This is a genomic window from Streptomyces sp. NPDC050508 (genome assembly GCF_040655155.1).
Taxonomy (GTDB): domain Bacteria; phylum Actinomycetota; class Actinomycetes; order Streptomycetales; family Streptomycetaceae; genus Streptomyces.
Map to the genome: position 1 here is coordinate 65,757 of NZ_JBFAJJ010000027.1, position 22,767 is coordinate 88,523.

Annotated in this window: 21 protein-coding genes; 8 read left to right on the top strand and 13 right to left on the bottom strand. The window is 71.6% G+C overall.

The genetic code is table 11. The features are described from left to right. The first annotated feature begins 133 nt into the window (after positions 1–133). Positions 134–667 carry a cysteine dioxygenase gene (locus AB0I69_RS44395; protein ID WP_363101519.1) on the top strand — a complete coding sequence of 178 codons (534 nt, stop codon included), beginning with the start codon at positions 134–136 and terminating at the stop codon, positions 665–667. Continuing rightward, positions 664–1,065, top strand: coding sequence for a rhodanese-like domain-containing protein (locus AB0I69_RS44400; protein WP_363101520.1), 402 nt, complete (start codon positions 664–666; stop codon positions 1,063–1,065). The genes AB0I69_RS44395 and AB0I69_RS44400 overlap by 4 nt, the downstream gene beginning before the upstream one ends. 33 nt (positions 1,066–1,098) lie before the next feature. Here AB0I69_RS44400 and AB0I69_RS44405 read toward each other — a convergent pair whose 3' ends face one another. The 5 genes from AB0I69_RS44405 to recA form a co-directional block, all read right to left on the bottom strand. Then, positions 1,099–2,028 (bottom strand): sugar ABC transporter substrate-binding protein, encoded by a 930-nt coding sequence (locus AB0I69_RS44405; protein WP_363101521.1) that lies wholly within the window; start codon positions 2,026–2,028, stop codon positions 1,099–1,101. A gap of 242 nt (positions 2,029–2,270) precedes the next feature. Then, positions 2,271–4,916, bottom strand: coding sequence for an ABC transporter permease (locus AB0I69_RS44410; RefSeq protein WP_363101522.1), 2,646 nt, complete (start codon positions 4,914–4,916; stop codon positions 2,271–2,273). After that, positions 4,913–5,617, bottom strand: coding sequence for a helix-turn-helix domain-containing protein (locus AB0I69_RS44415; protein ID WP_363101523.1), 705 nt, complete (start codon positions 5,615–5,617; stop codon positions 4,913–4,915). Before AB0I69_RS44415 ends, AB0I69_RS44410 begins: the two co-directional genes overlap by 4 nt. Before the next feature lie 182 nt (positions 5,618–5,799). Next, complete coding sequence (gene recX, locus AB0I69_RS44420; RefSeq protein ID WP_363101524.1) at positions 5,800–6,765, bottom strand: recombination regulator RecX; 966 nt, start codon at positions 6,763–6,765, stop codon at positions 5,800–5,802. A 3-nt stretch (positions 6,766–6,768) separates the two neighbouring features. Continuing rightward, a complete protein-coding gene (gene recA, locus AB0I69_RS44425; protein ID WP_363101525.1) occupies positions 6,769–7,896 on the bottom strand; it encodes a recombinase RecA in 1,128 nt (375 codons plus the stop codon). A gap of 335 nt (positions 7,897–8,231) precedes the next feature. Between recA and AB0I69_RS44430 the strand changes: the two genes are divergently transcribed. Next, complete coding sequence (locus AB0I69_RS44430) at positions 8,232–8,435, top strand: hypothetical protein (protein ID WP_363101526.1); 204 nt, start codon at positions 8,232–8,234, stop codon at positions 8,433–8,435. A gap of 78 nt (positions 8,436–8,513) precedes the next feature. Here AB0I69_RS44430 and AB0I69_RS44435 read toward each other — a convergent pair whose 3' ends face one another. After that, on the bottom strand, positions 8,514–9,125 hold the full coding sequence (locus tag AB0I69_RS44435) for a dihydrofolate reductase family protein (RefSeq protein ID WP_363101527.1): 612 nt from the start codon (positions 9,123–9,125) through the stop codon (positions 8,514–8,516). Positions 9,126–9,304: 179 nt separating this feature from the next. Between AB0I69_RS44435 and AB0I69_RS44440 the strand changes: the two genes are divergently transcribed. Continuing rightward, positions 9,305–10,051, top strand: a complete 747-nt coding sequence (locus tag AB0I69_RS44440; RefSeq protein ID WP_363101528.1) for a hypothetical protein — start codon at positions 9,305–9,307, stop codon at positions 10,049–10,051. A 34-nt stretch (positions 10,052–10,085) separates the two neighbouring features. On the opposite strand, the gene AB0I69_RS44445 is transcribed toward AB0I69_RS44440, so the two are convergent. Continuing rightward, positions 10,086–11,369, bottom strand: coding sequence for an AI-2E family transporter (locus AB0I69_RS44445; protein ID WP_363101549.1), 1,284 nt, complete (start codon positions 11,367–11,369; stop codon positions 10,086–10,088). A 164-nt stretch (positions 11,370–11,533) separates the two neighbouring features. Further along, entirely contained in the window at positions 11,534–11,728 is a 195-nt protein-coding gene (locus tag AB0I69_RS44450) for a DUF3046 domain-containing protein (RefSeq protein ID WP_363101529.1), read from the bottom strand. 80 nt (positions 11,729–11,808) lie between these two features. Between AB0I69_RS44450 and AB0I69_RS44455 the strand changes: the two genes are divergently transcribed. Further along, positions 11,809–12,753, top strand: coding sequence for a hypothetical protein (locus AB0I69_RS44455; protein WP_363101530.1), 945 nt, complete (start codon positions 11,809–11,811; stop codon positions 12,751–12,753). A 12-nt stretch (positions 12,754–12,765) separates the two neighbouring features. Here AB0I69_RS44455 and AB0I69_RS44460 read toward each other — a convergent pair whose 3' ends face one another. The 3 genes from AB0I69_RS44460 to AB0I69_RS44470 are packed head-to-tail and all read right to left on the bottom strand — an operon-like array spanning position 12,766 to position 14,728. Continuing rightward, positions 12,766–13,074, bottom strand: a complete 309-nt coding sequence (locus AB0I69_RS44460; RefSeq protein WP_363101531.1) for an AzlD domain-containing protein — start codon at positions 13,072–13,074, stop codon at positions 12,766–12,768. Beyond that, positions 13,071–13,838: an AzlC family ABC transporter permease gene (locus AB0I69_RS44465; protein ID WP_363101550.1), complete on the bottom strand. Its 768-nt coding sequence runs from the start codon at positions 13,836–13,838 to the stop codon at positions 13,071–13,073. Before AB0I69_RS44465 ends, AB0I69_RS44460 begins: the two co-directional genes overlap by 4 nt. Further along, the gene (locus AB0I69_RS44470) at positions 13,742–14,728 is read right to left on the bottom strand and encodes an AraC family transcriptional regulator (RefSeq protein WP_363101532.1); all 987 of its coding nucleotides are present in this window, start codon (positions 14,726–14,728) and stop codon (positions 13,742–13,744) included. The genes AB0I69_RS44465 and AB0I69_RS44470 overlap by 97 nt, the downstream gene beginning before the upstream one ends. Before the next feature lie 141 nt (positions 14,729–14,869). On the opposite strand from AB0I69_RS44470, the gene AB0I69_RS44475 reads away from it, so the two are divergent. The 3 genes from AB0I69_RS44475 to AB0I69_RS44485 all read left to right on the top strand — a co-directional run bounded on the left by AB0I69_RS44475 (position 14,870) and on the right by AB0I69_RS44485 (position 21,702). Then, positions 14,870–19,960, top strand: a complete 5,091-nt coding sequence (locus tag AB0I69_RS44475; protein ID WP_363101533.1) for an ATP-dependent helicase — start codon at positions 14,870–14,872, stop codon at positions 19,958–19,960. A 69-nt stretch (positions 19,961–20,029) separates the two neighbouring features. Continuing rightward, a complete protein-coding gene (locus AB0I69_RS44480) occupies positions 20,030–20,905 on the top strand; it encodes a DNA-formamidopyrimidine glycosylase family protein (protein WP_363101534.1) in 876 nt (291 codons plus the stop codon). A 32-nt stretch (positions 20,906–20,937) separates the two neighbouring features. After that, positions 20,938–21,702, top strand: coding sequence for an SDR family NAD(P)-dependent oxidoreductase (locus AB0I69_RS44485; protein ID WP_363101535.1), 765 nt, complete (start codon positions 20,938–20,940; stop codon positions 21,700–21,702). On the opposite strand, the gene AB0I69_RS44490 is transcribed toward AB0I69_RS44485, so the two are convergent. Together AB0I69_RS44490 and AB0I69_RS44495 are read right to left on the bottom strand one after the other, a co-directional pair. Then, entirely contained in the window at positions 21,650–22,057 is a 408-nt protein-coding gene (locus AB0I69_RS44490) for a hypothetical protein (RefSeq protein ID WP_363101536.1), read from the bottom strand. The two genes, AB0I69_RS44485 and AB0I69_RS44490, sit on opposite strands and share 53 nt — an antisense overlap. Positions 22,058–22,328: 271 nt before the next feature. Next, a complete protein-coding gene (locus AB0I69_RS44495) occupies positions 22,329–22,703 on the bottom strand; it encodes a helix-turn-helix transcriptional regulator (protein ID WP_019060943.1) in 375 nt (124 codons plus the stop codon). Between the last annotated feature and the right edge of the window lie 64 nt (positions 22,704–22,767).

Consider the following 22,767-nt stretch of genomic DNA (forward strand, 5'->3'; position numbering starts at 1 on the left):
TCCATCTGGACCTCGTCCGCTATGTGGGCTGTGTGTGTCACATCTCCTGCTGAATTCGCATCTCTCTCACTCGCGCGCGCCGCTTCGTGCCTGCGCGCGCTCTTCGCGAACGCTCATCAGGACGGTTTACGACGTGTCTGTCTCCCCTTCTGTCTCCAGCCCTGCGCCCGTCCAGGCGCCCACGCAGGCCGACCTCCTCGACTTCGTCCGGCGTACGGCCGCCGACGCGGAGCTGATCGCCTCGCTCCCCCTCGACCCCGAAGGCCGCACCTGGGTCCGGCTCGAAGGGCCCGGCGGCAGCGAGGCCTGGCTGATCGGCTGGCCGCCCGGCAGCGGAACCGGCTGGCACGACCACGCCGAGTCGGTCGGCGCCTTCCTCACCGCCGCCGGTGAGCTCAAGGAGAACTCGCTCGCCGCCCGGCTCCCGAGCGACGGCTGGAAGACCCTCGAACTGGAGGAGGGCGTGGACCGCGAGCGCCGGCTGCCGACCGGCAAGGGCCGCGCCTTCGGCCGCCACCACGTCCACGAGGTGCTCAACGAGTCCACCGAGGAGCACGCGATCTCGGTCCACGCCTACTACCCGCCGCTGCCGCAGATCCGCCGCTACAGCCGTACGGGCCCGGTGCTGCGCCTGGAGCAGGTCGAGCGCCCGGCGGACTGGCAGTGAGTGCCGTACGCGAACAGCCCCTTGGCATAGACGAGTTGCTGGAGCGGGTACGCGAGCGCTACGAGCGGATCGAGCCGCAGGCCGCGTACGAGGCGGCCCGCGACGGCGAAGCACTCCTGGTCGACATCCGCTACGCGACCCTGCGCGACCGGGACGGCCTCATCCCCGGCGCCCTGGTCGTCGAGCGCAACGAACTGGAGTGGCGCCTCGACCCCCGCGGCAGCCACCGCGCCCCCGAAGCCACCGATCACGACCTGCGTGTCGTGGTGATCTGCAACGAGGGCTACGCGTCCACCCTGGCTGCCGCGTCCCTGCACCAACTGGGCCTGCACCGCGCGACGGACCTGGTCGGCGGCTTCCAGACCTGGAAGGCAGCGGGACTGCCTGTCGCGTCGTAAACACTGTGTCTACGACGTGACACACCGGCCCGCTCAGGTCCCGTCGGAGGGGCAGTAGAGCGGTGCGGTGTCCGCGTTGGCCCTGGTGATCAGGCGGGCCGGTGTGGTGGCGATCTTCTCCACCTTCTCCTTACGGAGAAGGCTGATGGCGTTGGTGACGGCCAGTTCGCCGGTGTCCTTGGCCGAGTTGGAGACGGTGGCTGCGAGACGGCCGTCCTTGAGGGCGGCGAGGGCCTCGTCGGTGCCGTTGACCGTCACGATCTTGACGTCCTTGCCGCCGCCTGCGTCGAACGCCTTGCGGGCGGCGAACGCCATCTCCTCGTTGGCGACGAAGGCGTAGTCCAGATCGGGATGCGCCTTGATCATGCCCGCGGCGACGGTCTTCGCCCTCGCGGCGACGAACATGGCGGGCTGGTTCGCGACCACCTTCACGTTCGCCGGCAGCCCCTTGGTGAAACCGCCGACGAGCAGGTCGGAGGCTGCGCCGGGCGCACCCGCGATGACGGCCACCTGCACCTCGCGCCCCGCCGCGTCGTCCTCGATCCAGTCGGCGTCCAGCTTGCCCACCGCCTTCAGGTCGACCACGACGGCCCCGAGAATGTCGGACGGATCAGGGCTCACCGAGGTCAGGAAGATCGGGATGTGTGCGCTCTTGGCCTTGGTGATGTCGCTCTTGAGCGCATCGGTGTCGACGGTCTGCACGATGATCGCGTCGACATGGCGCACGATCATGGCCTGGATGTTGGAGAGTTCCTGGGCTGCGTCCTGATGCGAGTCGGCCGTGACGAGCTTCGCGAAGTTGCTCCTGGCCGTGTTCGCGATCGACTCCTGCAGACAGGTGTGGAACTCGGTGCTGCCGCCGTTGACGAACCCGAGGGTGATCGGCCCGTCGTCGGCGGGCGTGGCGCCGGACTCCAGTCCGCAGCCACTCAACAAGAGACCGGTACCGACCAGGGAGGCCACCAGCGTTCTTCGGTGGCGGGCGGGCAGGGACAAGAACAAGGCCGGCCGCCTTTCAGGGCGTACGAGAACCGGTCGGCGAAGCGGCCGGAGGCACTCAGGCAGGCCTGGCTGCGGCTCAGCAGGCGGGGAGGGCCGAGGGACGGCAGCAGAAACTACTCCCGCCCCAAACACACGCACCCTTCACGGAACGCACACTAAGTCTGCGGAACGTGGATCCCTGGCCGGTTCCCGCGCCCACTCCCCTACTCCCTGGCGGTCGCCACGGTCACCGCCCGCACCCGGAGCGCCACCCGCCCCGGCAGTGCCGTGGCGACGAGCGCGAGCACCGCGGCCACCGCCACCACCGCGAGGTACACGAGAGGAGTGACCGATGGTGCGGCCCTGCCGGTCATGCCGACGCTGAACGCGGTCAGGACGGCGAGGGCGATACCGCTGCCGAGCGCCGTGGCGAGCAGCACCACCGACAGTGCCTCGGTGCGCAGCATCCGCAGCACCTGACGGCGGGTCGCCCCCGCGAGACGCAGCAGCGCGAACTCCCGCACCCGCTCGGCGACCGACATGGCGAGCGTGTTGACCACGGCGATGGCCGTGAAGGCCAGGACGAGGCCCATGGCCAGGTAGTTGACCTCCGCGTTCGCCTGCTGCCGCTGCGCCTGGAGCGAGTCGGCGGCGGCCGGCGCGAGGACACGGATGCCCGGGAACTCACGGAGGGTAGTCGCGAGTTGTGTCTGTGTACGGAGCGTGCTGACGAGGACGGAGGAGGCGAGCGGGTTGTCGACATGCCGGGCGACGAAATCGTGCGCAAGGGTGAGATCGCCGAAACCGAGACCCCTGGCGTAGACGGCGACGACGGCGAGCGTGGCGGGCGTGCCGTCGCCGAGCGTGAGCTTCAGGGTGCTGCCCGGCCTCAAGTGGAGCTGATCGGCGGCCAGTTCGCTTACGGCCGCGGTGTGCTGGGTGAGTCCGTCGAGCGATCCGGCGGTGACGTCGGGGTCCCAGGTGCGGGTGAGTCCGGCGGGGGTGACGCCTTCGGCCGCGTATTTGGCGAGGCCCACGCGCACGGTCGTACGGACGACTTCGGTGACGACGTCGTGCCGCGCGCGGAGTCGCCCTGCGGCCTCGGCCGGGACGCCCGGCCCCTGGGAGGCGACGACCCAGTCGGCGCGGACGCCTTCGCGGGCCTGGGCACGGGCGGCGTCACCGAGGGTGGGCTGAACGAACAGGACGGTGCAGGTCATGCCGATCAGAAGGGTGAGCGGGGTGACGACGGAGGCCATGCGGGTGGCGTTGCCTCGGAGGTTGGCGACGGCGAGCCGACCGCTCGGACCGGTGATCCGGAGCGGGCCGCGGAGGACGAGGACGGCCCCCTTGACGAGGAGCGGTCCGAGGAGGGCGACGGAGGTGGACAGGACGACAACGGCCAGGAAGGTCACGGGAGTTGAGGCAGGCTCGGTACGCAGCGCGCTGAGCACGGCGACCAGCACGACACCGCCGGCGAGGAGAACGATCCCGGCGAGGAGGCGGCCCCGCGTGAGTCGGGTGCGTGTGAGTCGGGTGCGCGTGGACCCGGGTTCGGCCCCCGGTTCGGCTCCGCCTCCGGCTTCGGCGAGTGCCTGGGCCGGGCGGATCCGGGAGATACGGCGGGACGCGACCCGGGCGGCGGCCCAGGCGCCGAACACGGTCGCGGCGAGGGCGGCCAGCGGCGGAACGACGCCGGTGGTGTGCTGGAGTGCGGCCGGGACGGCGCCCAGCGCGACGAACCTGTCGTAGAGCCAAGTGCCCAGCGGCAGCCCGAGCAGAGCGCCCGCGACACCGGCGGCCGCGCCGACGATCAGGGCCTCGCGGCCGAGGAGTCCGCGGATCTGGCCGGAGGTGGCGGCCACCGCGCGGAGCAGGGCGAGTTCGCGGTGGCGCTGTTGGACGGAGAGCACGAAGGTGCCGACGACCACGAGTACTGCTACGAGCAGCGAGGTGCCGCCCATCGCACCGCCGATGCTGACCAGCCGGGTCCTGGCCGTGGCGGCATCCAGGAACTCGACGGGGCCGCGTGCGTCGCCGGTGGTGACTTGAGCGGTGGTGCTGCGCATGGCGGTGGTGCCGGGGGCCGCTGTGGTTGCGTGCGGACCGGTGGTTCCCTGCGGACCGGTGGTTCCGTAGAGGGCTGTGGCGAGCGCCTGCCGCAGCCGGGCCACGCTCGTGCCCCTGTCCGGGAGCACTCCGAACGCGGTGACCTGGCCGGGGTGCGCGGCCAGGCGGCGGGCCTCGCCAGCGGAGAAGAAGAGCGACGTCTGATGGCGTACGGCTGTGGCGGGAGCGGCGATTCCGGTGATCCGGTAGCTGCGCGGGGCCTGTGTGGACTGGACGGTGAGCCGGTCGCCGGGCCGGAGCCGGGCCCGCTCGGCGAGGTCGCGGTCGATCACGAGATCGGTGGCGGCCCGTGGAGCGCTGCCGGTGACGAGCCGGTACGGCGTCAGCGCGGCGGAGTCCCAGGCGTGCCCGTAAGGGGTCCGGCCGCCTGTGCCGGTGGGTGTCAACGGCTGGGCGAGGAAGGTCAGTTCGGGGATGACCCGGGCGACACCCGGGGTCCGTGCGAGCGTGCTCTCCAGGCTCTCGGGGAGCCAGGCGCGCTCGGCGATCGGTTTCGCCTTGTGCTTGACCTTGGTCTTGCCCTTCTTGTGTTTGACGGTGGTCCGGTGGACGTTCTGGTCGGCGGAGACCACGACGGGGCTCGCCGCGTAGCGCTCGGTGCGGATGGTGCCGCGCAGGCCGGTGTCGAGGAGGGTGCCACAGGCCGTGATGAGGGCGGCCGCGCACATCAGGGCGAGAAAGGCGCCGAGGAAACCGGCCTTGCGGGCGCGGACGGTCCGGAGCGCGTAGCGCAGCATCATGAGGGCTCGGTCTCTTTCCTGTTGTGCGCCGGGTCGGCTTCGGCCAGCGGTGCCGGGTAGGCGAGGAACCTGGTGAGCACAATGCGGGCACCGGCCGGAGTATCGGCTTCGGGGCGCTTGTAGCGGTTGAGGAGGGCGATGTACTCCTCGAAGAAGGCCCCGAGTTCGGGCAGGGTCAGCCGGATGGTGCCGCGGGAGTACGGGAACGCGTCCGCCCACGGCCCGGTCTCGGCGGAGTCCCGCTGGAGCTGCTCGAAGAGCTCCAGGTCGGCGGCGTACGCATGGTGGTTGAGCTCGTCCATGACGTGCCGCATCTCGGCGCTCTGGCGGCTGCGCGGCGGGAAGCGGCGGTCGCCGGGAACGACCCGCCACCAGCGCTCGCGGCCATGCCCGGGTGTGCGCCCCGTCTCCCCTTCCAACCCCTCTTCCACCTCCGCCTCTGCCTCCGTCTCCTCGACGAAGCCGTAGCGGGCGAGTTCACGGAGGTGGTAGCTGGTGGAGCCGGTGTTCAGGCCCAGTGCGCGGGCGAGCGTGGCCGAGGTCGCGGGGCCGTGCAGGGTGAGGTGCTGGAGCACGCGTTGCCGGCGGGGCTGCGCGAGGGCCTTCAGCGCGGCGAGGTCGGAGAGTTCGACCGGTGCGGGTGTCGCCGGGGTCCGCTCGGCGGGCGTCTCCGCGCCCGGTGTGCCGGGTTCCTGTGCCATGCGTACACAGTTGTTTGTGCACAGGTGTCTGTGCACTGGGGCAATCCGGCGTCTTCAACCGGGGGTTGGCCCTACCTCGGGCACGGGCCCGGTGCTTGCCTGAACGCGGTCGGCGCCCCCGCGCGTCCACCGTGTTCAGGACGTTTGCACCATCGAGGGGTCAGAGCCGGATCAATTCCGGGTCAGTACCCCTCGTCCCCGAGGAACTCCGTGTCCTCGCCCTCTTCCTCCAGCGCCTGCCGGACCACTCTGAGGGCCATGCCCTGGGAGTAGCCCTTGCGGGCCAGCATGCCCGCGAGGCGGCGCAGCCTCTTGTCGCGGTCGAGGCCCCGGGTGGACCGCAGCTTGCGGTCGACCAGTTCGCGTGCCGTCGCCTCTTCCTGCTCGGAGTCGAGCTGGGAGACGGCCTCGTCGATCAGCGTCGGGTCGACGCCCTTGGTGCGCAGTTCCTGGGCGAGCGCGCGCCGCGCCAGTCCCCTGCCGTGGTGCCGGGACTCCACCCAGGCGTCCGCGAAGGCACCGTCGTTGATCAGTCCGACCTCCTCGAACCGCGACAGCACCTCGTCCGCCACCTCGTCCGGGATCTCCCGCTTGCGCAGGGCGTCCGCGAGTTGCTTGCGGGTGCGCGGGTTCCCGGTGAGCAGGCGCAGACAGATCCCCCGCGCCCGCTCAGCCGGGTCCGCCGACGGCTCCTCCTTCTCGGCCCTCGACGAGGAGAAGTCACCCCCGTCCTCTCCGGACGGCTCTCCGAAGCCGCGGCCACGGCGCCCACGCCTACCGCGTGCGCCGTCACCGCGCGTCATACCCCCGCGCGAGCCGCCCTGGTCACGTGCTCCACGGCTGCGGCGCGAGCCGCGGCCGGGTGCATCGTCGTCGGCGGACCCGCCGCGGGGCGAAGTGTCGCCAGGCGCCGAGCTTCTGAAAAGCCGACCGGTGTCCGCTGAAGCATCGCCGGACTCCGAGCCGCCGAAAGGCGGACCGGCCTCACCCGCGAAGCCACCGGCCGACCACTCGCCGTACGGCCCGTCCATGCCGTACGGCTCCTCGGACCCGCCGTCCGCGCCGTAGGCCAGGCCGTCGCCGCCTCCCCCGCGCCCCTGCGGGGCGCCGGGATCCGCGTACTCGGCCCAGTCCGTTCGTCGTGTCACGGGTCAGCTCTTGGCTGCCGTGGCCTTGGACTTGGTGACCTTGGCCGCAGCCGGAGCGGGCACCGCCTTGGCGGCGTCGTCCGTGGCGGTGGAGACCGCCGCGTCCACGACCGGTTCAGCGGTGGGCTGCTCCGGACGGACACCCACGCCCAGCTTCTCCAGGATCTTCTTCTCGATCTCGTTGGCCAGGTCGGGGTTGTCCTTCAGGAAGTTGCGCGCGTTCTCCTTGCCCTGGCCGAGCTGGTCGCCCTCGTACGTGTACCAGGCGCCCGCCTTGCGGACGAAGCCGTTCTCCACGCCCATGTCGATCAGGCCGCCCTCGCGGCTGATGCCGTGGCCGTAGAGGATGTCGAACTCGGCCTGCTTGAAGGGCGGGGCGACCTTGTTCTTGACGACCTTGACGCGGGTGCGGTTGCCGACCGCGTCCGTGCCGTCCTTGAGCGTCTCGATGCGACGGATGTCGAGTCGCACCGAGGCGTAGAACTTCAGCGCGCGGCCACCGGTCGTGGTCTCCGGGGAGCCGAACATCACGCCGATCTTCTCGCGGAGCTGGTTGATGAAGATCGCGGTGGTCCCGGACTGGTGGAGCGCGCCTGTGATCTTGCGGAGCGCCTGGCTCATCAGACGGGCCTGGAGACCGACGTGGCTGTCGCCCATCTCGCCCTCGATCTCCGCGCGCGGGACGAGTGCCGCGACGGAGTCGATGACGATGAGGTCGAGGGCGCCAGAGCGGACCAGCATGTCCACGATCTCCAGGGCCTGCTCGCCGTTGTCCGGCTGGGACAGGATCAGGTTGTCGATGTCGACGCCGAGCTTCTTCGCGTACTCGGGGTCGAGGGCGTGCTCCGCGTCCACGAACGCGACCTGGCCGCCGGCCCGCTGGGCGTTCGCCACCGCGTGCAGGGTCAGGGTCGTCTTGCCAGAGGACTCCGGGCCGTAGACCTCCACCACTCGGCCGCGCGGCAGGCCGCCGACGCCGAGGGCGACGTCCAGTGCGGTCGACCCGGTGGGGATGACCTCGATGGGCTCGTTCGGCCGCTCGCCGAGGCGCATCACCGCGCCCTTGCCGAATTGCCGTTCAATCTGTGCGAGTGCGGCGTCCAACGCCTTCTCGCGGTCGGTTCCTGCCATGGGTTCCACCCGGTTTGCTTGAGTCGATCGCTTCACGTCAAAGACGCTAACGCCTGCCACTGACAATGCGTCCCGACGCCCGCCCAGCCTGTGGATAACTCGGACACTTCACCATCAAAAGCCTGCCGAAATGCCCGTCATGGCCTCGCCGGAGCTTCCATGAGAATGGATGTTCGATTTTCGTGTCAAGCGCACCACGCGGCACTCGCGTCATCGATGTCCTGTGACGCCTCACGCCGTGGCGACGCTTCGAATGACATGGAAATCCTTCCCGTGCCGGGGGTCGGGCCCGTTGACTTGCGGCAGCCAACGACAACCGACGCAGGGAGAGTTCGATGAAGATGTGGAAGCGCGCGGGGATCGCGGCCGTGCTGGTCACGGCGACCGTCGGCATCATGAGTCCGGCGGCGTCGGCCGCTCCCATACCGTGGGAGACCAGCCTCGTGCACCGGCCCGCGCCGACACAGGGCACGGCGATCACCTCGGCCGGCGAGAGCGGCACCGTCACCGTCCGGTGCGGTCCTCCTTGCTACCAGTAGGAATCTCCGCGAGCTCCGCGCACCGCCGAACCGTCGGATTGCCCCGGCGTGCCCTCGAACCCCGGTGCCGCAGGACGATCACGTCCCGACCGGCCGACAGCGCACGTTCACCGCGGCCGCGTGGTCATGACCGTTCAGCAGCCTGAGCCGGACCGGGACGCCGCCGGGGTTGTCGAAGAGCCGGATGCCGTCACCGAGCAGCACCGGAACGATGTGCAGGTCGATCTCGTCGATCAGTCCTCGCTCCAGGAGTTGTCGGCCGATCGTGGGCGAGAGCACTTCGAGGTTCTTGCCGCCGGCGGCCTCCAGCCCGATCCGGACGGCCTCGGCCACGTCGCAGTTCAGGAAGGTCACTCCGGTGGCGGGCGGCGCGTCGTCGGGGTGGTGCGTGAGGACGAACACCGGCCCCTGCCACGCGCCGCCGTAGATGCCGCCGGCATCGGGGTACGCGTCGAAGCCGTCCCGGCCGCCCAGTACGGCACCGGTCGTAGCCGCGTACTCCTCGACGAGGCCGGCCCGGAACGAGAACCCCGTCATCCAGTCCATCGCGTGGTCCGGCCCGGCCACGAACCCGTCCAGCGACATCGTGAAGTGCCACAGCACCTTGCCTGCGGCGGTCTGCCGTTCGGTGTCCGCCAGCTGCGGGGCGGGCATGGGGTCGACGCCCTGGGGGGCCTTTGCGGTGGACATGATCGATCCTCGCTTCTGGGGTCACCGTTCCGCGGATTCCGGGCGGCTTTCACCTCCATGGACCTCGGGCGCCCCCGAAACTCATCGCCACGCCTCGGGGAGCCCTACTTCCGCCGGCGTACGGCGGGTGCATTCGGCCGTACGACGACTGCGCGGCGGGTTCCCGCGAGGCTCGGCCCATGAAGAGCCACGTACGTCCCGCGGAGCGTCTCTGCCATGCGACCGGTGCCTTGTTGATCCTCTCCGGCCTGGTGCATCTGGGGGTGTTCGCGGTCGACGGCGGCCCCTGGTACGGGCCCGTCTCCTGGCGCAAGCCCGTCACGTTCGGGCTCTCCTTCGGGGCGACGTTGATCGCGGTCACCTGGGTCACGTCGTATCTGCGCGTCGGGGCCCGGCTGCGTACCGTGCTGCTCGTCGTGTTCGCCGCCGACTGTGTCGTGGAGGTCGGCGGCATCACCCTCCAGGCGTGGCGCCGGGTGCCGTCGCATCTCGACATGGAGACGCCCTTCGACACGGCGGTCTCCATGACGCTCGCGGTGGGCGGCGGTGTCCTCGTGGTGCTGCTCACCGTGTTCGCGGTGGCGTCCTTCCGGCATCGACCGACGGGGCCCACGGGGATGGCGCTCGCGGTGCGTTCCGGGTTCGCGATCCTGCTCGTGGCGCTGGCCTCGGGCGCCGCGATGATCGCGCGCGGGGTGGTCCTCGCCCGGACCGGCCACCAGGAGGCGGCGTACCACTCGACGGCCCCGCTCAAGCCGCTGCACGGGGTGAGCCTGCATGCCGTCCTGGTCCTGCCGGCACTGGCCTGGCTGCTGTCCCGCACGTCCTGGAGTGAGGCGGTACGGCAGCGGATCGTGACGGTGGCGGTCGGCTGCTACGCCGCCGCGGTGGCCGGGGCCGGGGTGTGGGCGGTGCTCACGTACTGACCGCGACGCCCCGGTGTTCTGGCCGGATCATCCCTCAGGAGGAGCCGGAGGAGCCCTCTCCGGAGTCCTTCGGTTCGGAGTCGGTCGGTTCCGAGTCAGTCGGTTCCGGGTCGGTCGGCCGGGAGTCGGCTGTCCCAGAGTCGGTCGTAGCGACGGAGTTGTTCGTAGCGGTGGGGTCGACCGCTGTGGGCTCCCCCGTCCCCGGCCGTCGCTCCCACAGCCGTCGCGCGCGGGTCACCAGGCCGGGTCCGTCGGAGCCGCGGTTCCGGTGTCCGTGGACCCGGGGATCGTCCGTGACGGCGTAGCGCTTCACATACGCCCCGAGGAACGCCTGCAGCGTGGCGACGGCCGGGATGGAGATCAGCGCGCCGACCGCCCCGAGGAGCGCGGTGCCCGCGATGACCGAGCCGAAGGCGACCGCGGGGTGGATGTCGACGGTCTTCGCGGTCAGCTTGGGCTGCAGCATGTAGTTCTCGAACTGCTGGTAGACCACGACGAAGATCAGCACCCACAGCGCGTACCAGGGGTCCACGGTGAAGGCGATCAGCATGGGCAGGGCGCCCGCGAGATACGTGCCGATGGTCGGGATGAACTGGGACACCAGGCCCACCCAGACGGCGAGCACGGGCGCGTACGGGATGCCCAGCGCCTGCAGCAGGATGTAGTGCGCCACCCCGGAGACCAGCGCCATGAGGCCGCGTGAGTATATGTAGCCGCCGGTCTTGTCGACGGCGATCTCCCACGCGCGCAGCACCTCGGCCTGCCGGGCGGGCGGCAGTACGGAGCACAGCGCGCGCCGCAGCCGCGGCCCGTCGGCGGCGAAGTAGAACGAGAACAGACCGATCGTCAGCAGCTGGAAGAGGCCCCCGAGTACCTGGGTGGACACGTCCAGCACGCCGGTGGCGCTGTTCTGCACGTACTTGCGCAGCCAGTCGGAGTGGAGCAGCCCCTCCTGGATGTCGACCCGTCTCAGGTCGGTGTGGAAGTGCGTGTTGACCCAGTTGATGACGGAGTCGAGGTAGTTCGGGAAGTCCTCGATCATCTTGATGATCTGGCCCGCGAGCATCGACCCGAGGAGGGTGACGAACCCGGCGCTCACGATCAGCAGGCCGAGGAAGACCAGGAAGGTGGCCAGCCCCCGGCGCATCCCCCGGTCCGCCATCCGGCTCACCGCGGGCTCGATGGCGAGCGCCAGGAAGAACGCGATGAGGATGTTGATCAGCAGCCCGAGGAGCTGGTGGAAGGCCCAACTGCCCAGCTGGAACACGGCGACGAGGGCGAGCGCGAGCACCATGGCGCGTGGCAGCCAGCGCGGCATGCCGGTGCCCGGCGCGGCGCCGTCGGCCGGGGGCCGGATCGGCGGCGTCGTACCGAACGGGGATGCCTGCTGGGCGTCGTGCCCGGTCTCGTCAGTGGGTGCCACGGTGCAAGTCTCGCCTACGACACTGACAACGGATCACCGTCGGCGATCTTCGTGACCGATCAGCGACTTTGCTGCGGAACGTTCATGACGGCGCAGACCACGCGCCATACGTCTTTTGCCTCCCAGCCCGCGTCCAGCGCCTCGTGCACCGTCCGCCCGCCGAGTTCCGTCATCACGTGATCGCGCGCGAAGCTCTCGGCGTACCCCGCGCCGAAGTGCTCCGTCATCCGCTGCCAGAAGACCGTCAACCGCATGACACCAGTATCCCGCCCCTGAGAGTGGGCCCGAGCCGGGACCGCTCGCCGAGACCGCTTTCCGTCCTACGGTCTGACGCATGGCCGAAACAGGAGCTTCCCCACTCCCCCCGACGCCCCCGGCGCACTCCCCGCTCTTCCGCGCCGAGCACTTCGTCTGGCTCACCGCGCGCGTGCTGGAACAGCGCCTCTTCGCGTACCACTTCCTCAACGGCGAACCCGATCCGGTGGAGACCGCGCTGGACGCCTACCGCAACGAGGACGGCGGGTACGGGCACGCGCTGGAACCCGATCTGCGCGGCCCGGTCAGCCAGCCGCTGCACACCGGTCACGCACTGCGTGTCCTGGACTCCATCGGGCGCTGCGGCGGACAGCGGGTGGAACGCGTGTGCCGCTATCTGACCTCCGTCTCCACGGCCGACGGCGCGCTGCCCGCGATCGATCCCGGCCAGCGCGGCTATCCGACGGCTCCCTTCGTGCCGATCGTGGACGACCCGCCCAGCGAACTCCTCGCCACCGGGCCGGTGGTGGGCCTGCTGCACCGCAACGAGGTGTGGCACGCCTGGCTGTTCCGGGCCACCGACTTCTGCTGGCAGGCCGTCGACTCCCTGGAGAAGTCGCACCCCTACGAGATCGAGGCGGCCGTCGCCTTCCTGGACTCGGCACCCGACCGCCCGCGCGCGGAGGCCGCCGCCGACCGGCTCGGCCGCCTGGTGCGCGAGCACCGGCTCGCCGCCCTGGACCCGGAGCACCTGGACGCCTATCCGGTCGCCCCCGGCTACGCGCCGGGCGAGCACCACTTCCCCTACGACTACGCGAGGACCCCGGGCTCCCTCGCGCGCGCGTGGTTCACGGACGACGAGATGGCCCGCTCCCTGGACCACCTGGCGGGCGATCAGCGGGAGGACGGCGGTTGGCCGATCCGTTGGCGCCAGTGGGCGCCGGGCGTCGCCCTGGAGGCACGCCCCATGGTGACGATCCAGGCACTGCGCACCCTGAAGGCGTACGGCCGCTCCGTGGGCTGACTCGGGGCCGCCTCAGCCGCCGATGGCCCGCACGCCCGCCGTCACCAGCACGGCCGCCGCGACGACGAGCAGGAACGGGGCACGCAGCACCAGTGCCACGGCCGCTGCCGCGAGCCCAGCGGCCCGGGCATCGAGCACGAGCGTGTGCCCCTCGGCGAAGGTCTGCTGGGCCGTGAGCGCGGCAAGCAGGGCGACCGGCAGCAGGGCGGCGAGCCGCCTCACCAACGGCCGCTCAAGGGCGCCCGCGGGCACCAGCAGACCGGCGAGCTTGACGACGTAGCAGCCGAGGGCGGTGGCCGCGATCGCGATCCAGACGGTCAACGGTCTTCCTCCTGTGCGGCGTTGCGGTTTTCCTCTGGTGGGTGGTTACGTGTCCCGTTCTGCCGACGGCCCTCCACGTAGAGGGCGATCGGCGCCGCGAGAGCCGCCACCAGGACCGGCACACCGGCCGGCAGCACGGGCAGCAGTCCCAGTCCCAGAAGGACCGCGAGTGCGGCGACCGCGCGCTCCGTGGTGGTCGTGAGCATGGGCGCGAGCAGTGCCAGGAAGACGGCGGGACCGGCAGCGTCGAGACCCCACGCGTTGGTGTCCCCGATGGCCTTGGCGCCCAGCGCGCCGAGCAGCGTGGTGAGGTTCCACAGCAGGTACAGGGTGAGCCCGGTGACGGTGAACCCGATCCGCGCGGCACGCCGCGTGGGCTGCGCGAGGGTGACGGCCGTCGTCTCGTCGATGACCCACTGGGCGGCGAACGGCCGCACTGCGCGCGGGAGGGCCAGCAACTGCGACAGGCGCAGCCCGTAGAAGGTGTTGCGCACGCCCAGGAAGAAGGCTCCCGCCGCAGCGGTGAGCGGATTGCCGCCGGCCGCGAGTGCTCCCACGAGCGCGAACTGGGAGGCGCCGGTGAACACCAGGAGGCTGAGGGCGCAGGTCTGCAGCAGGGTGAGCCCGCCACCGGCCGAGGTCACCCCGAAGGCGAACCCGGACAGCCCTACGGCGACCCCGACTCCCAGGGCGTCCCGTACGACGGCGGAGTCCGGCTTTCCTCCGGCTTCGAGGGCTCGTTTCCCTTCTGCTCCGGCGCGTATGTCTTCTGAAGCGATCTGTTCTGCCACGTGTCGGACGGTAGGAGCAGCCGCCGTTCCGCGTCTTGTACGTTCTTGCGCTCCCGCTGGTACGCGCCCGGGGGCACGCCCACGATCCGGGCGAAGTGCCGGTTGAGGTGCGGTTGATCTGTGAACCCGACGGCGACGGCGGCCTCGGCGGGCGCCGTACCCGCGTCCAGGAGCCGGCGTGCCCGGCGCACACGGGCATCGGTCAGCCAGGCGTGGGGCGGCATCCCGTAGGCACCCCGGAACGCGCGCAGCAGCGCGAAAGGACTGGTTCCCAGATCCCCGGCGAGCTTCTCCAGCGTGGGCGGATCCGCCATCCGCTCCTCCAGCACGGCACGCGCGCGTGCGGCGACCCGACCGCCGGCCGTGGGCACGACGCGCTGCGGCAGCGGTCCGCCGTTCAGCCGGAGCAGTCTGGTGACGGCGACCCGCAGCAGGGTGTCGGCGGCGAGCGCGTTGCCCTCGTCGGCCGCGCGCAGGATCTGATGGACGAGTCCGACGGTGTAGGGGTCGTCCAGCACGGGCCTGATGAAACCGGGAGTACCGCGGATCGAGGTCGTCTCGGCGGCTATCGCGGCCACCACCTCGGGCGACGGGTACACCGCCCCGTACCGCCAGCCCTCGGGCACACCGGCCCGGCCGGTGTGCGGAGTGTCCGGATTGACCAGCGCGAGCGCTCCCGCCCCGGCGGACACATCACCCCCACCGTGGTGGAACACCTCGACACCGTCCGCGATGGCGGCGATCACGAAGTTCTCGTGCGTGTGCCGTACGAACGTCTTGCGGATGTACCGGGCCCGCAGCAGGTCGACACCGGGCAGCTCCGTGTACCGCCAATGCCTCGCCAGCTCGCCCGAACCTGCCATGCGACCATTCTCCGCCACGGCGACGGGAAGAAGCGGTCCTGCCCACGGCGGCAAGAAGGCACCGAAACGGTTCTGCGGGCCGACGCAGGAGAGTTCCCGCAGGTCAGACGCATTGTCAGTGGTCGGGTGCAGGATGGACGCATGGTCAGTTCCGCACACCGAGCCCTCGACGGCTTCTCCCCCGCGACCCGCGGCTGGTTCACGGGGGCCTTCTCCGCGCCCACCGCGGCCCAGGCGGGCGCGTGGCAGGCCATCGGCGAGGGCTCGGACGTGCTGGTGGTGGCCCCGACCGGCTCCGGCAAGACCCTGGCCGCCTTCCTCGCCGCCCTGGACCAGCTCGCCGCGACGCCTCCGCCCGCCGACCCGAGGAAGCGCTGCCGCGTCCTGTACGTGTCTCCGCTCAAGGCCCTCGCGGTCGACGTCGAGCGCAACCTCCGCTCCCCGCTCACCGGCATTCGCCAGGAGTCCGTCCGCCTGGGCCTGCCCGAGCCCGAGGTCAAGGTCGGCATCCGCTCCGGCGACACCCCGCCCGCCGAGCGCCGCGCCCTGTCCACACGCCCGCCGGACATCCTGATCACCACCCCGGAGTCCCTGTTCCTGATGCTGACGTCGGCCACGCGCGACGCGCTGACCGGCATCGAGACAGTGATCCTGGACGAGGTGCACGCGGTCGCGGGCACCAAGCGGGGCGCGCATCTCGCGCTGTCCCTGGAGCGGCTGGACGAGCTGCTGCCGAAGCCCGCCCGCCGTATCGGCCTCTCGGCGACGGTGCGCCCGGTCGACGAGGTCGCCCGCTATCTCTCCCCGCACCGCAAGGTGGAGATCGTCCAGCCCAAGTCCGGCAAGGAGTTCGACCTCTCCGTGGTCGTACCGGTCGAGGATCTGGGCGAGTTGGGCGGCTCCCCGGTGGCCGACGGCAAGGAGGGCGCGGAGAAGCCGTCGATCTGGCCGCATGTCGAGGAGCGCATCACCGACCTCGTCCAGTCGCACCGCTCGACGATCGTGTTCGCCAACTCCCGCCGCCTCGCCGAGCGGCTGTGCAACCGGCTCAACGAGATCGCCTACGAGCGCGCGACCGGCGAGCCTCTGGACGAACACCACGCCCCGGCCGAGCTGATGGGCGGTTCCGGCGCCGCCCAGGGCGCGCCCCCGGTCATCGCCCGCGCGCACCACGGCTCGGTCTCCAAGGAACAGCGTGCCCAGGTCGAGGAGGACCTCAAGGCGGGCCGACTTCCTGCCGTGGTGGCCACGTCCAGTCTGGAGCTGGGCATCGACATGGGCGCCGTAGATCTCGTCATCCAGGTGGAGTCCCCGCCCTCCGTGGCCTCCGGCCTCCAGCGCGTCGGCCGCGCGGGACACCAGGTCGGCGCGGTCTCCACGGGTGTGGTCTTCCCGAAGTACCGGGGCGACCTCGTCCAGGCCGCCGTGGTCACCGAGCGCATGCGCACCGGCTCCATCGAGTCCCTGAAGGTCCCCGCCAACCCCCTGGACGTCCTCGCCCAGCAGCTCGTCGCGATGACGGCCCTGGACACCTGGCAGGTCGACGACCTGCTCGCCACGGTCCGCCGTGCCGCCCCCTTCGCCTCCCTCCCGGAGTCGGCGTTCACGGCCGTGCTGGACATGCTCGCGGGCCGCTATCCGTCCGACGCGTTCGCGGAGTTGCGCCCGCGCGTGGTGTGGGACCGCATCGCCGGCACGATCACCGGCCGCCCCGGCGCGCAGCGCCTCGCCGTCACCTCCGGCGGCACGATCCCCGACCGCGGTCTCTTCGGGGTCTTCCTGGCCGGCGCCGACCCCAAGAAGGGCGGCGGCCGGGTCGGCGAACTGGACGAGGAGATGGTCTACGAGTCCCGGGTGGGGGACGTCTTCACGCTCGGTACCTCCTCCTGGCGGATCGAGGACATCACCCGCGACCGCGTCCTGGTCTCCCCCGCGCCGGGCGTCCCGGGCCGGCTCCCCTTCTGGAAGGGCGACCAGCTGGGCCGCCCGCTCGAACTGGGCCGCGCGGTGGGCGCGTTCCTGCGCGAGGTCGGCTCGCAGCCCAAGGAGGACGCCCGCCTGCGCCTCCTCGCCGCAGGCCTCGACGCCTGGGCCGCGGAGAACGTGCTGTCGTACCTGGCCGAGCAGCGCGAGGCCTGTGGTCACATCCCGGACGACCGCACGATCGTCGTGGAGCGCTTCCGGGACGAACTCGGCGACTGGCGCGTGGTCATCCACTCCCCCTTCGGCGCCCAGGTCCACGCCCCCTGGGCCCTCGCCCTCGGCGCCCGACTCTCCGAGCGCTACGGCATGGACGCCCAGGTGATGCACGCCGACGACGGCATCGTCCTGAGGCTGCCCGACGCCGACCTGATGGGCCTGGACCTGCTCGACCAGGAACCCATGAAGGCCGGCACGGAGTACGACGCCGACCAGGCCCCCGTAGGCGCGGCGGACGTCGCCTTCGACAAGGGCGAGGTCAATCAGATCGTCACCGACCAGGTCGGCGGCTCGGCCCTGTTCGCGGCCCGTTTCCGCGAGTGCGCCGCCCGCGCGCTGTTGCTGCCGCGCCGCAACCCCGGCAAGCGCACCCCGCTGTGGCAGCAGCGCCAGCGCGCCGCCCAACTGCTCCAGGTGGCAAGCGAGTTCGGCTCGTTCCCGATCGTCCTGGAGGCGGTCCGCGAGTGCCTCCAGGACGTCTTCGACGTCCCCGGCCTCACCGAGCTGATGGGCGACCTGGAGTCCCGCAAGGTGCGCCTCGTCGAGGTGACGACCCCCGAGCCGTCCCCCTTCGCCCGCTCCCTCCTCTTCGGGTACGTCGCCCAGTTCCTGTACGAGGGAGACTCCCCGCTCGCCGAGCGCCGCGCAGCCGCCCTGTCGCTGGACTCCCACCTGCTGGCGGAGCTGCTCGGCCAGGCGGAGCTGCGCGAACTCCTCGACGCCGAGGTACTGACCGAGCTGGAGCGCGAACTCCAGTGGCTCACGGACGACCGCCGCATCAAGGACGTCGAGGGCGTCGCCGACCTGCTGCGGATGCTCGGCCCGCTCACCGACGCCGAGTTGGCCGAGCGGGGCGCCGCGCCGCAGTGGGCCCAGGACCTGGCCTCGGCCCGCCGCGCGATCCGGGTCCGTATCGGCGGTGCCGACCACTGGGCGGCGATCGAGGACGCGGGCCGCCTGCGCGACGCGCTCGGCACCGCACTCCCGGTCGGCGTCCCGGAGGCATTCACCGAACCGGTCAAGGACCCGCTCGGCGACCTCCTGGCACGGCACGCCCGCACCCACGGCCCGTTCACGTCGGCCACAGCAGCGGCCCGCTTCGGTCTGGGCGTGGCGGTCACCGACGGCGCGTTGCAGCGGCTCGCGGCCAACGGCCGTGTCGTACAAGGGGAGTTCCACCCGGCCGGGATCGGTCAGGAGTGGTGCGACGCGACGGTGCTGCGTCGCCTGCGCCGCCGGTCCCTGGCCGCGCTGCGGCACGAGTTGGAGCCGGTGCCACCGGCCGCGCTCGCGCAGTTCCTCCCCCAGTGGCAGCACATCGGCAAGGGCCACGGGCTGCGCGGCATCGACGGACTGGTGCGCGCCGTCGAGCAGTTGCAGGGGGCGTCCGTGCCCGCGTCCGCCCTGGAGAAACTCGTCCTGCCGTCCCGCGTGGCGAACTACACACCCGCCATGCTCGACGAACTCACCTCCGCCGGCGAGCTGGTGTGGGCCGGCGCAGGCTCCCTCCCCGGCAAGGACGGCTGGGTCTCCCTGTACCTCGCGGACGCAGCCCCCCTCCTCCTCCCGCCCCCGCACCCCCTCGAACTCACGGCGCTCCACCAGTCGGTCCTGGACACCCTCTCGGGCGGCTACGGCCTCTTCTTCCGGCAGATCACCGACCAGATCCGCGCGACCACCCACCCCGACGTCACCGACCCCCAACTGGCCGACGCCGTCTGGGACCTGGCCTGGTCCGGACGGCTCACGAACGACACGCTCGCCCCCATGCGCTCCCTGCTCGGCTCAGGCCGTACGGCAGGTTCCACGGCCCACCGCGCCAAGCGCGCGGTCCCGCGCGGGCGCTACGGCTCGCTCACCGCCGCCGCGCGCCCCGCCTCCCGCACCGGTCCGCCGACCGTCGCGGGCCGCTGGTCCCTGCTCCCCGCCCACGAACAGGACCCCACCGTGCGCGCCCACGCGCTGGCCCGCACCCTGCTCGACCGACACGGCGTGGTGACCCGGGGAGCGGTCGCCGCGGAGGGCGTAGAGGGCGGGTTCTCGGCGACGTACCGCATCCTGTCCGTCTTCGAGGAGAGCGGTCAGGCGCGGCGCGGCTATGTCGTGGAGGGGCTCGGCGCCGCCCAGTTCGCGATGGACGGCGCGGTGGACCGCCTCCGCGCGGTCGCCAACGCCCGCGACCGGGGCGACGACCTGCCCACACCGGGCCCCACGGACAACGACCCCTACGGCTTCGGAGCCCTCGCCGGCCCACCCACACCGACCTCCGGTCCCGACGACCGCTTCGCAGCCCCGGCCACCTACGACTCCCCCGACCACCACGGCCGGCACGACACATCCCACTCCCCCGGAACACCCGGCTCACCCGACTCACCCGACTCCCCCGGAGTCCACGACTTCGCCGACGCGTTCGGCCCCTTCACCGACTTCGACGACCTCGACGTCGCGGGCTCGCCGGACGGCCACCTCACGAACTCGGACGACCCCGCCTCACGGCACAACCGCACCCCCTCCTCCCACCCCCCGTCCCCGGGCGACTACATCTCGCCCCGCGACTTCCCTTCCCCGACCCCCCGGGCCAACCCCGCCTCCCCCTACGCCTCCGCCTTCGCGAACCACCGCACCCACCGCCCTGCCCTCTCCACCCGAGCCGTTGTCCTGGCCGCCGCGGACCCGGCGAACGCGTACGGCGCGGCCCTCCCCTGGCCCGAGCCCCCGACCGGCGCCGGACACAAGCCGGGACGTAAGGCGGGCTCGCTCGTCGTACTCGTCGACGGTGAGCTGACGCTGTACATGGAGCGCGGCGGCAAGACCCTGCTCGCCTGGCCCTCCGCGCCGGACACCACGGCCACCGAGGACCCACGCCTCCAGGCAGCCGCCGAGTCCCTCGCGGCAGCGGCCCGAGCCGGTGCCCTCGGCACGGTCACGGTGGAGCGCGTCAACGGCGCCTCGGCCCTGACCTCCCCCATCGGCACCCTTCTGGAAGGAGCGGGCTTCATCGCGACACCGCGCGGCCTGCGCCTCCGCGCATGAACCAAGCCGCCCATGAACCAAACCGCGACCGGCCCCAAGCCGTGCCCCACCCCATGCCACCCTTGACCCATGCCTGAGGGCGACACCGTCTGGCAGACCGCGAAGCGCCTCCACTCGGCCCTCGCGGGCAAGGTGCTGACCCGCAGCGACCTCAGGGTGCCCAAGTACGCCACGGCAGACCTCACCGGCCGCACCGTCCTGGGCGTCACACCCCGGGGCAAACACCTGCTGACCCGCGTCGAGGGCGGCCTCACCCTCCACTCGCACCTGCGGATGGACGGCACCTGGAAGGTGTACGCCAACGGTCAGCGCTGGAGCGGCGGCGGCCCGGCCCACCAGATCCGCGTGATCCTCGGCACCGCCGACCGCACGGCCGTCGGCTACCGCCTCCCCGTCCTGGAACTCCTCCGCACGACCGACGAACACCGCGCCGTGGGCCACCTCGGCCCCGACCTCCTGGGCCCCGACTGGAACCCCGAACAGGCGTTGGTCAACCTCCTCACGGACCCCACCCGCCCCCTCGGCGAGGCCCTGCTCGACCAGCGCAACCTGGCCGGCATCGGCAACATCTACAAAAGCGAGCTCTGCTTCCTCCTGGGCGCCACCCCCTGGCTCCCCATCGGCGTACTCCCGGCCGACCGCACCGCAAAGCTGCCCGCCATCGCCAAGAAGCTCCTGGAAGCCAACCGCGACCGCCCCGTCCGCACCACCACAAACACCCTCACGAACAGCACCCCGGGCCGAACCACAGGCCCCCGCACCCCCGACCTGTTCGTCTACGGCCGCGCACCCCGCCCCTGCCTGCGCTGCGACACCCCGATCCGCACGGCCGACCAGGGCGACGGCTCCCGCGAGCGCCCCACCTACTGGTGCCCCACCTGCCAGGTGGGCCCCGCGCCGGGCACCACCACTCCCCCCAAAACTCAGCACCGTACGACTAATTGACGACCCGTCAGAAACCCTCGTACGGTCCCCTCATGCCCGTCAAGGCGTACGACCTCACCGGACGCACCGCTTTCGTCACCGGCGCCGCCAGCGGTATCGGCCGCGCATCCGCCGCTCTGCTCGCCGAGGCGGGCGCCACCGTGCACTGCGCCGACCGCGACGCGCAGGGCCTGCACGAGACGGCGACCCTGATCAAGGACAAGGGCGGCACCGCCCGCACCCACCACCTCGACGTCACCGATCGCACGCAGGTCAGGCAGGCCGTCGAGTCCTGCGAGGACCTGCACGTGATGGCCGCGGTCGCCGGGATCATGCACAGCAGCACAGTGTTGGAGACCCGCGACGAGGATCTCGACCGGGTGCTGAACGTCAACTTCAAGGGAGTCCTGTACGCCTGCCAGGAGGCGGCCCGGCTGATGCTCGACCGCGGTACCGGGGGCAGCATCGTCACCATGGCGTCGGGCGCGATCGACACCGGAGGATCCGGGCTGCTCTGCTACGGCGCCGCGAAGGCGGCCGTCGTCCAGCTGACGAAGACCCTGGCGACGGAGATGGGCCCGCACGGCATCCGCGTCAACGCGATCGCGCCGGGCTGGATACGCACGCCCATGACCGACCACCACGAGGGTGAGGCGCAGGCCCGTACCGAAGCGCTGATGGCCCGGCTGTCGCCGCTGGGCCGGGTGGGCGAGCCGGAGGACATCGCCCACGCCGTGCTGTATCTGGCGTCCGACGCGTCGTCGTTCACGACGGGTCAGATCCTCCGTCCGAACGGGGGTGTGGCGATGCCTTGGTAGCAGGCACCGACTCGGCGCCCGACGATGATCCGGTGGCCGACGACGGCCAAGCGCCCGACGACGGTCCGCCCGCCGGCCACACCCCAACGTCCGTCCCATCGAGGTCCGGCGACACCCCGGCGACCGGCGTGCCGGACCCCCGCCAGGCTTCCCGCCACCGTCCCGTGGCCACGGCCCCCGCCGCCCCCACCTTGGGCATGCAGTGCACCGGGAGCAGGCTCAACCCCCACCCGCCGGCCGCTACGGCCCCCTCCAGCGCCCCCGCGTGCGGTGTCAGCGCGAGCCGCAGTACGGCCCACCACCACACCGCGCCGAGCCCCAGCGCGGCCCCCCAGCGCGCTATTCGCCCCGCCACGGCCCCACCTCCAGCCCGACGCTAGACCGTCACGGTCACTCTCAAGGAGGGCGCATCGACGGCACACGGACGCACCACACGCCTCAACCATGACCGCACCGAGCGACACCGGCAAACGGACCGCCACAGCCACACAGGGCACCCCGGTACGCGAAAACCCCGGCCGCGCCCCTCCAGGTCTCCCTGGAGAAGCCCCGGCCGGGGCTCGCACACATCGTTGAGACCGGTCAGCGCCTCATCGGTCTACATCGGCGTCACGTCAGCGTGAGCGTCACGCGGCGACCACGTCCACCGCCTCGGCGGGGGCCTTGATGGTCACCCGTTCCGGTGGCACACCGGTCACCGACACGGAACCCAGCATCGGACGTACCGACGTGGGCACAGAACCGGTGGCCGCAGCAGACTGGGCCAGCTCGGCGAGAGCGAGTTCGTCGCTCACTTCCCGCATGAGCTCGGACATCCGTACGTCCAACGCGTCGCAGATGGCGGAGAGCAGTTCAGAGGAAGCCTCTTTCTGCCCCCGCTCCACCTCGGAGAGATAGCCGAGTGAGACTCGGGCGGACGAGGAGACTTCGCGCAGAGTACGGCCCTGGCGCTGGCGCTGCCGACGCAGCACGTCACCCAGCAGGCGACGGAGCAGAATCATCGGTGGCTCCCTCCTCGGACCGCGTAGCCGCATCCTTCTCGCCCCACCGTACCGCCTTGCGCCG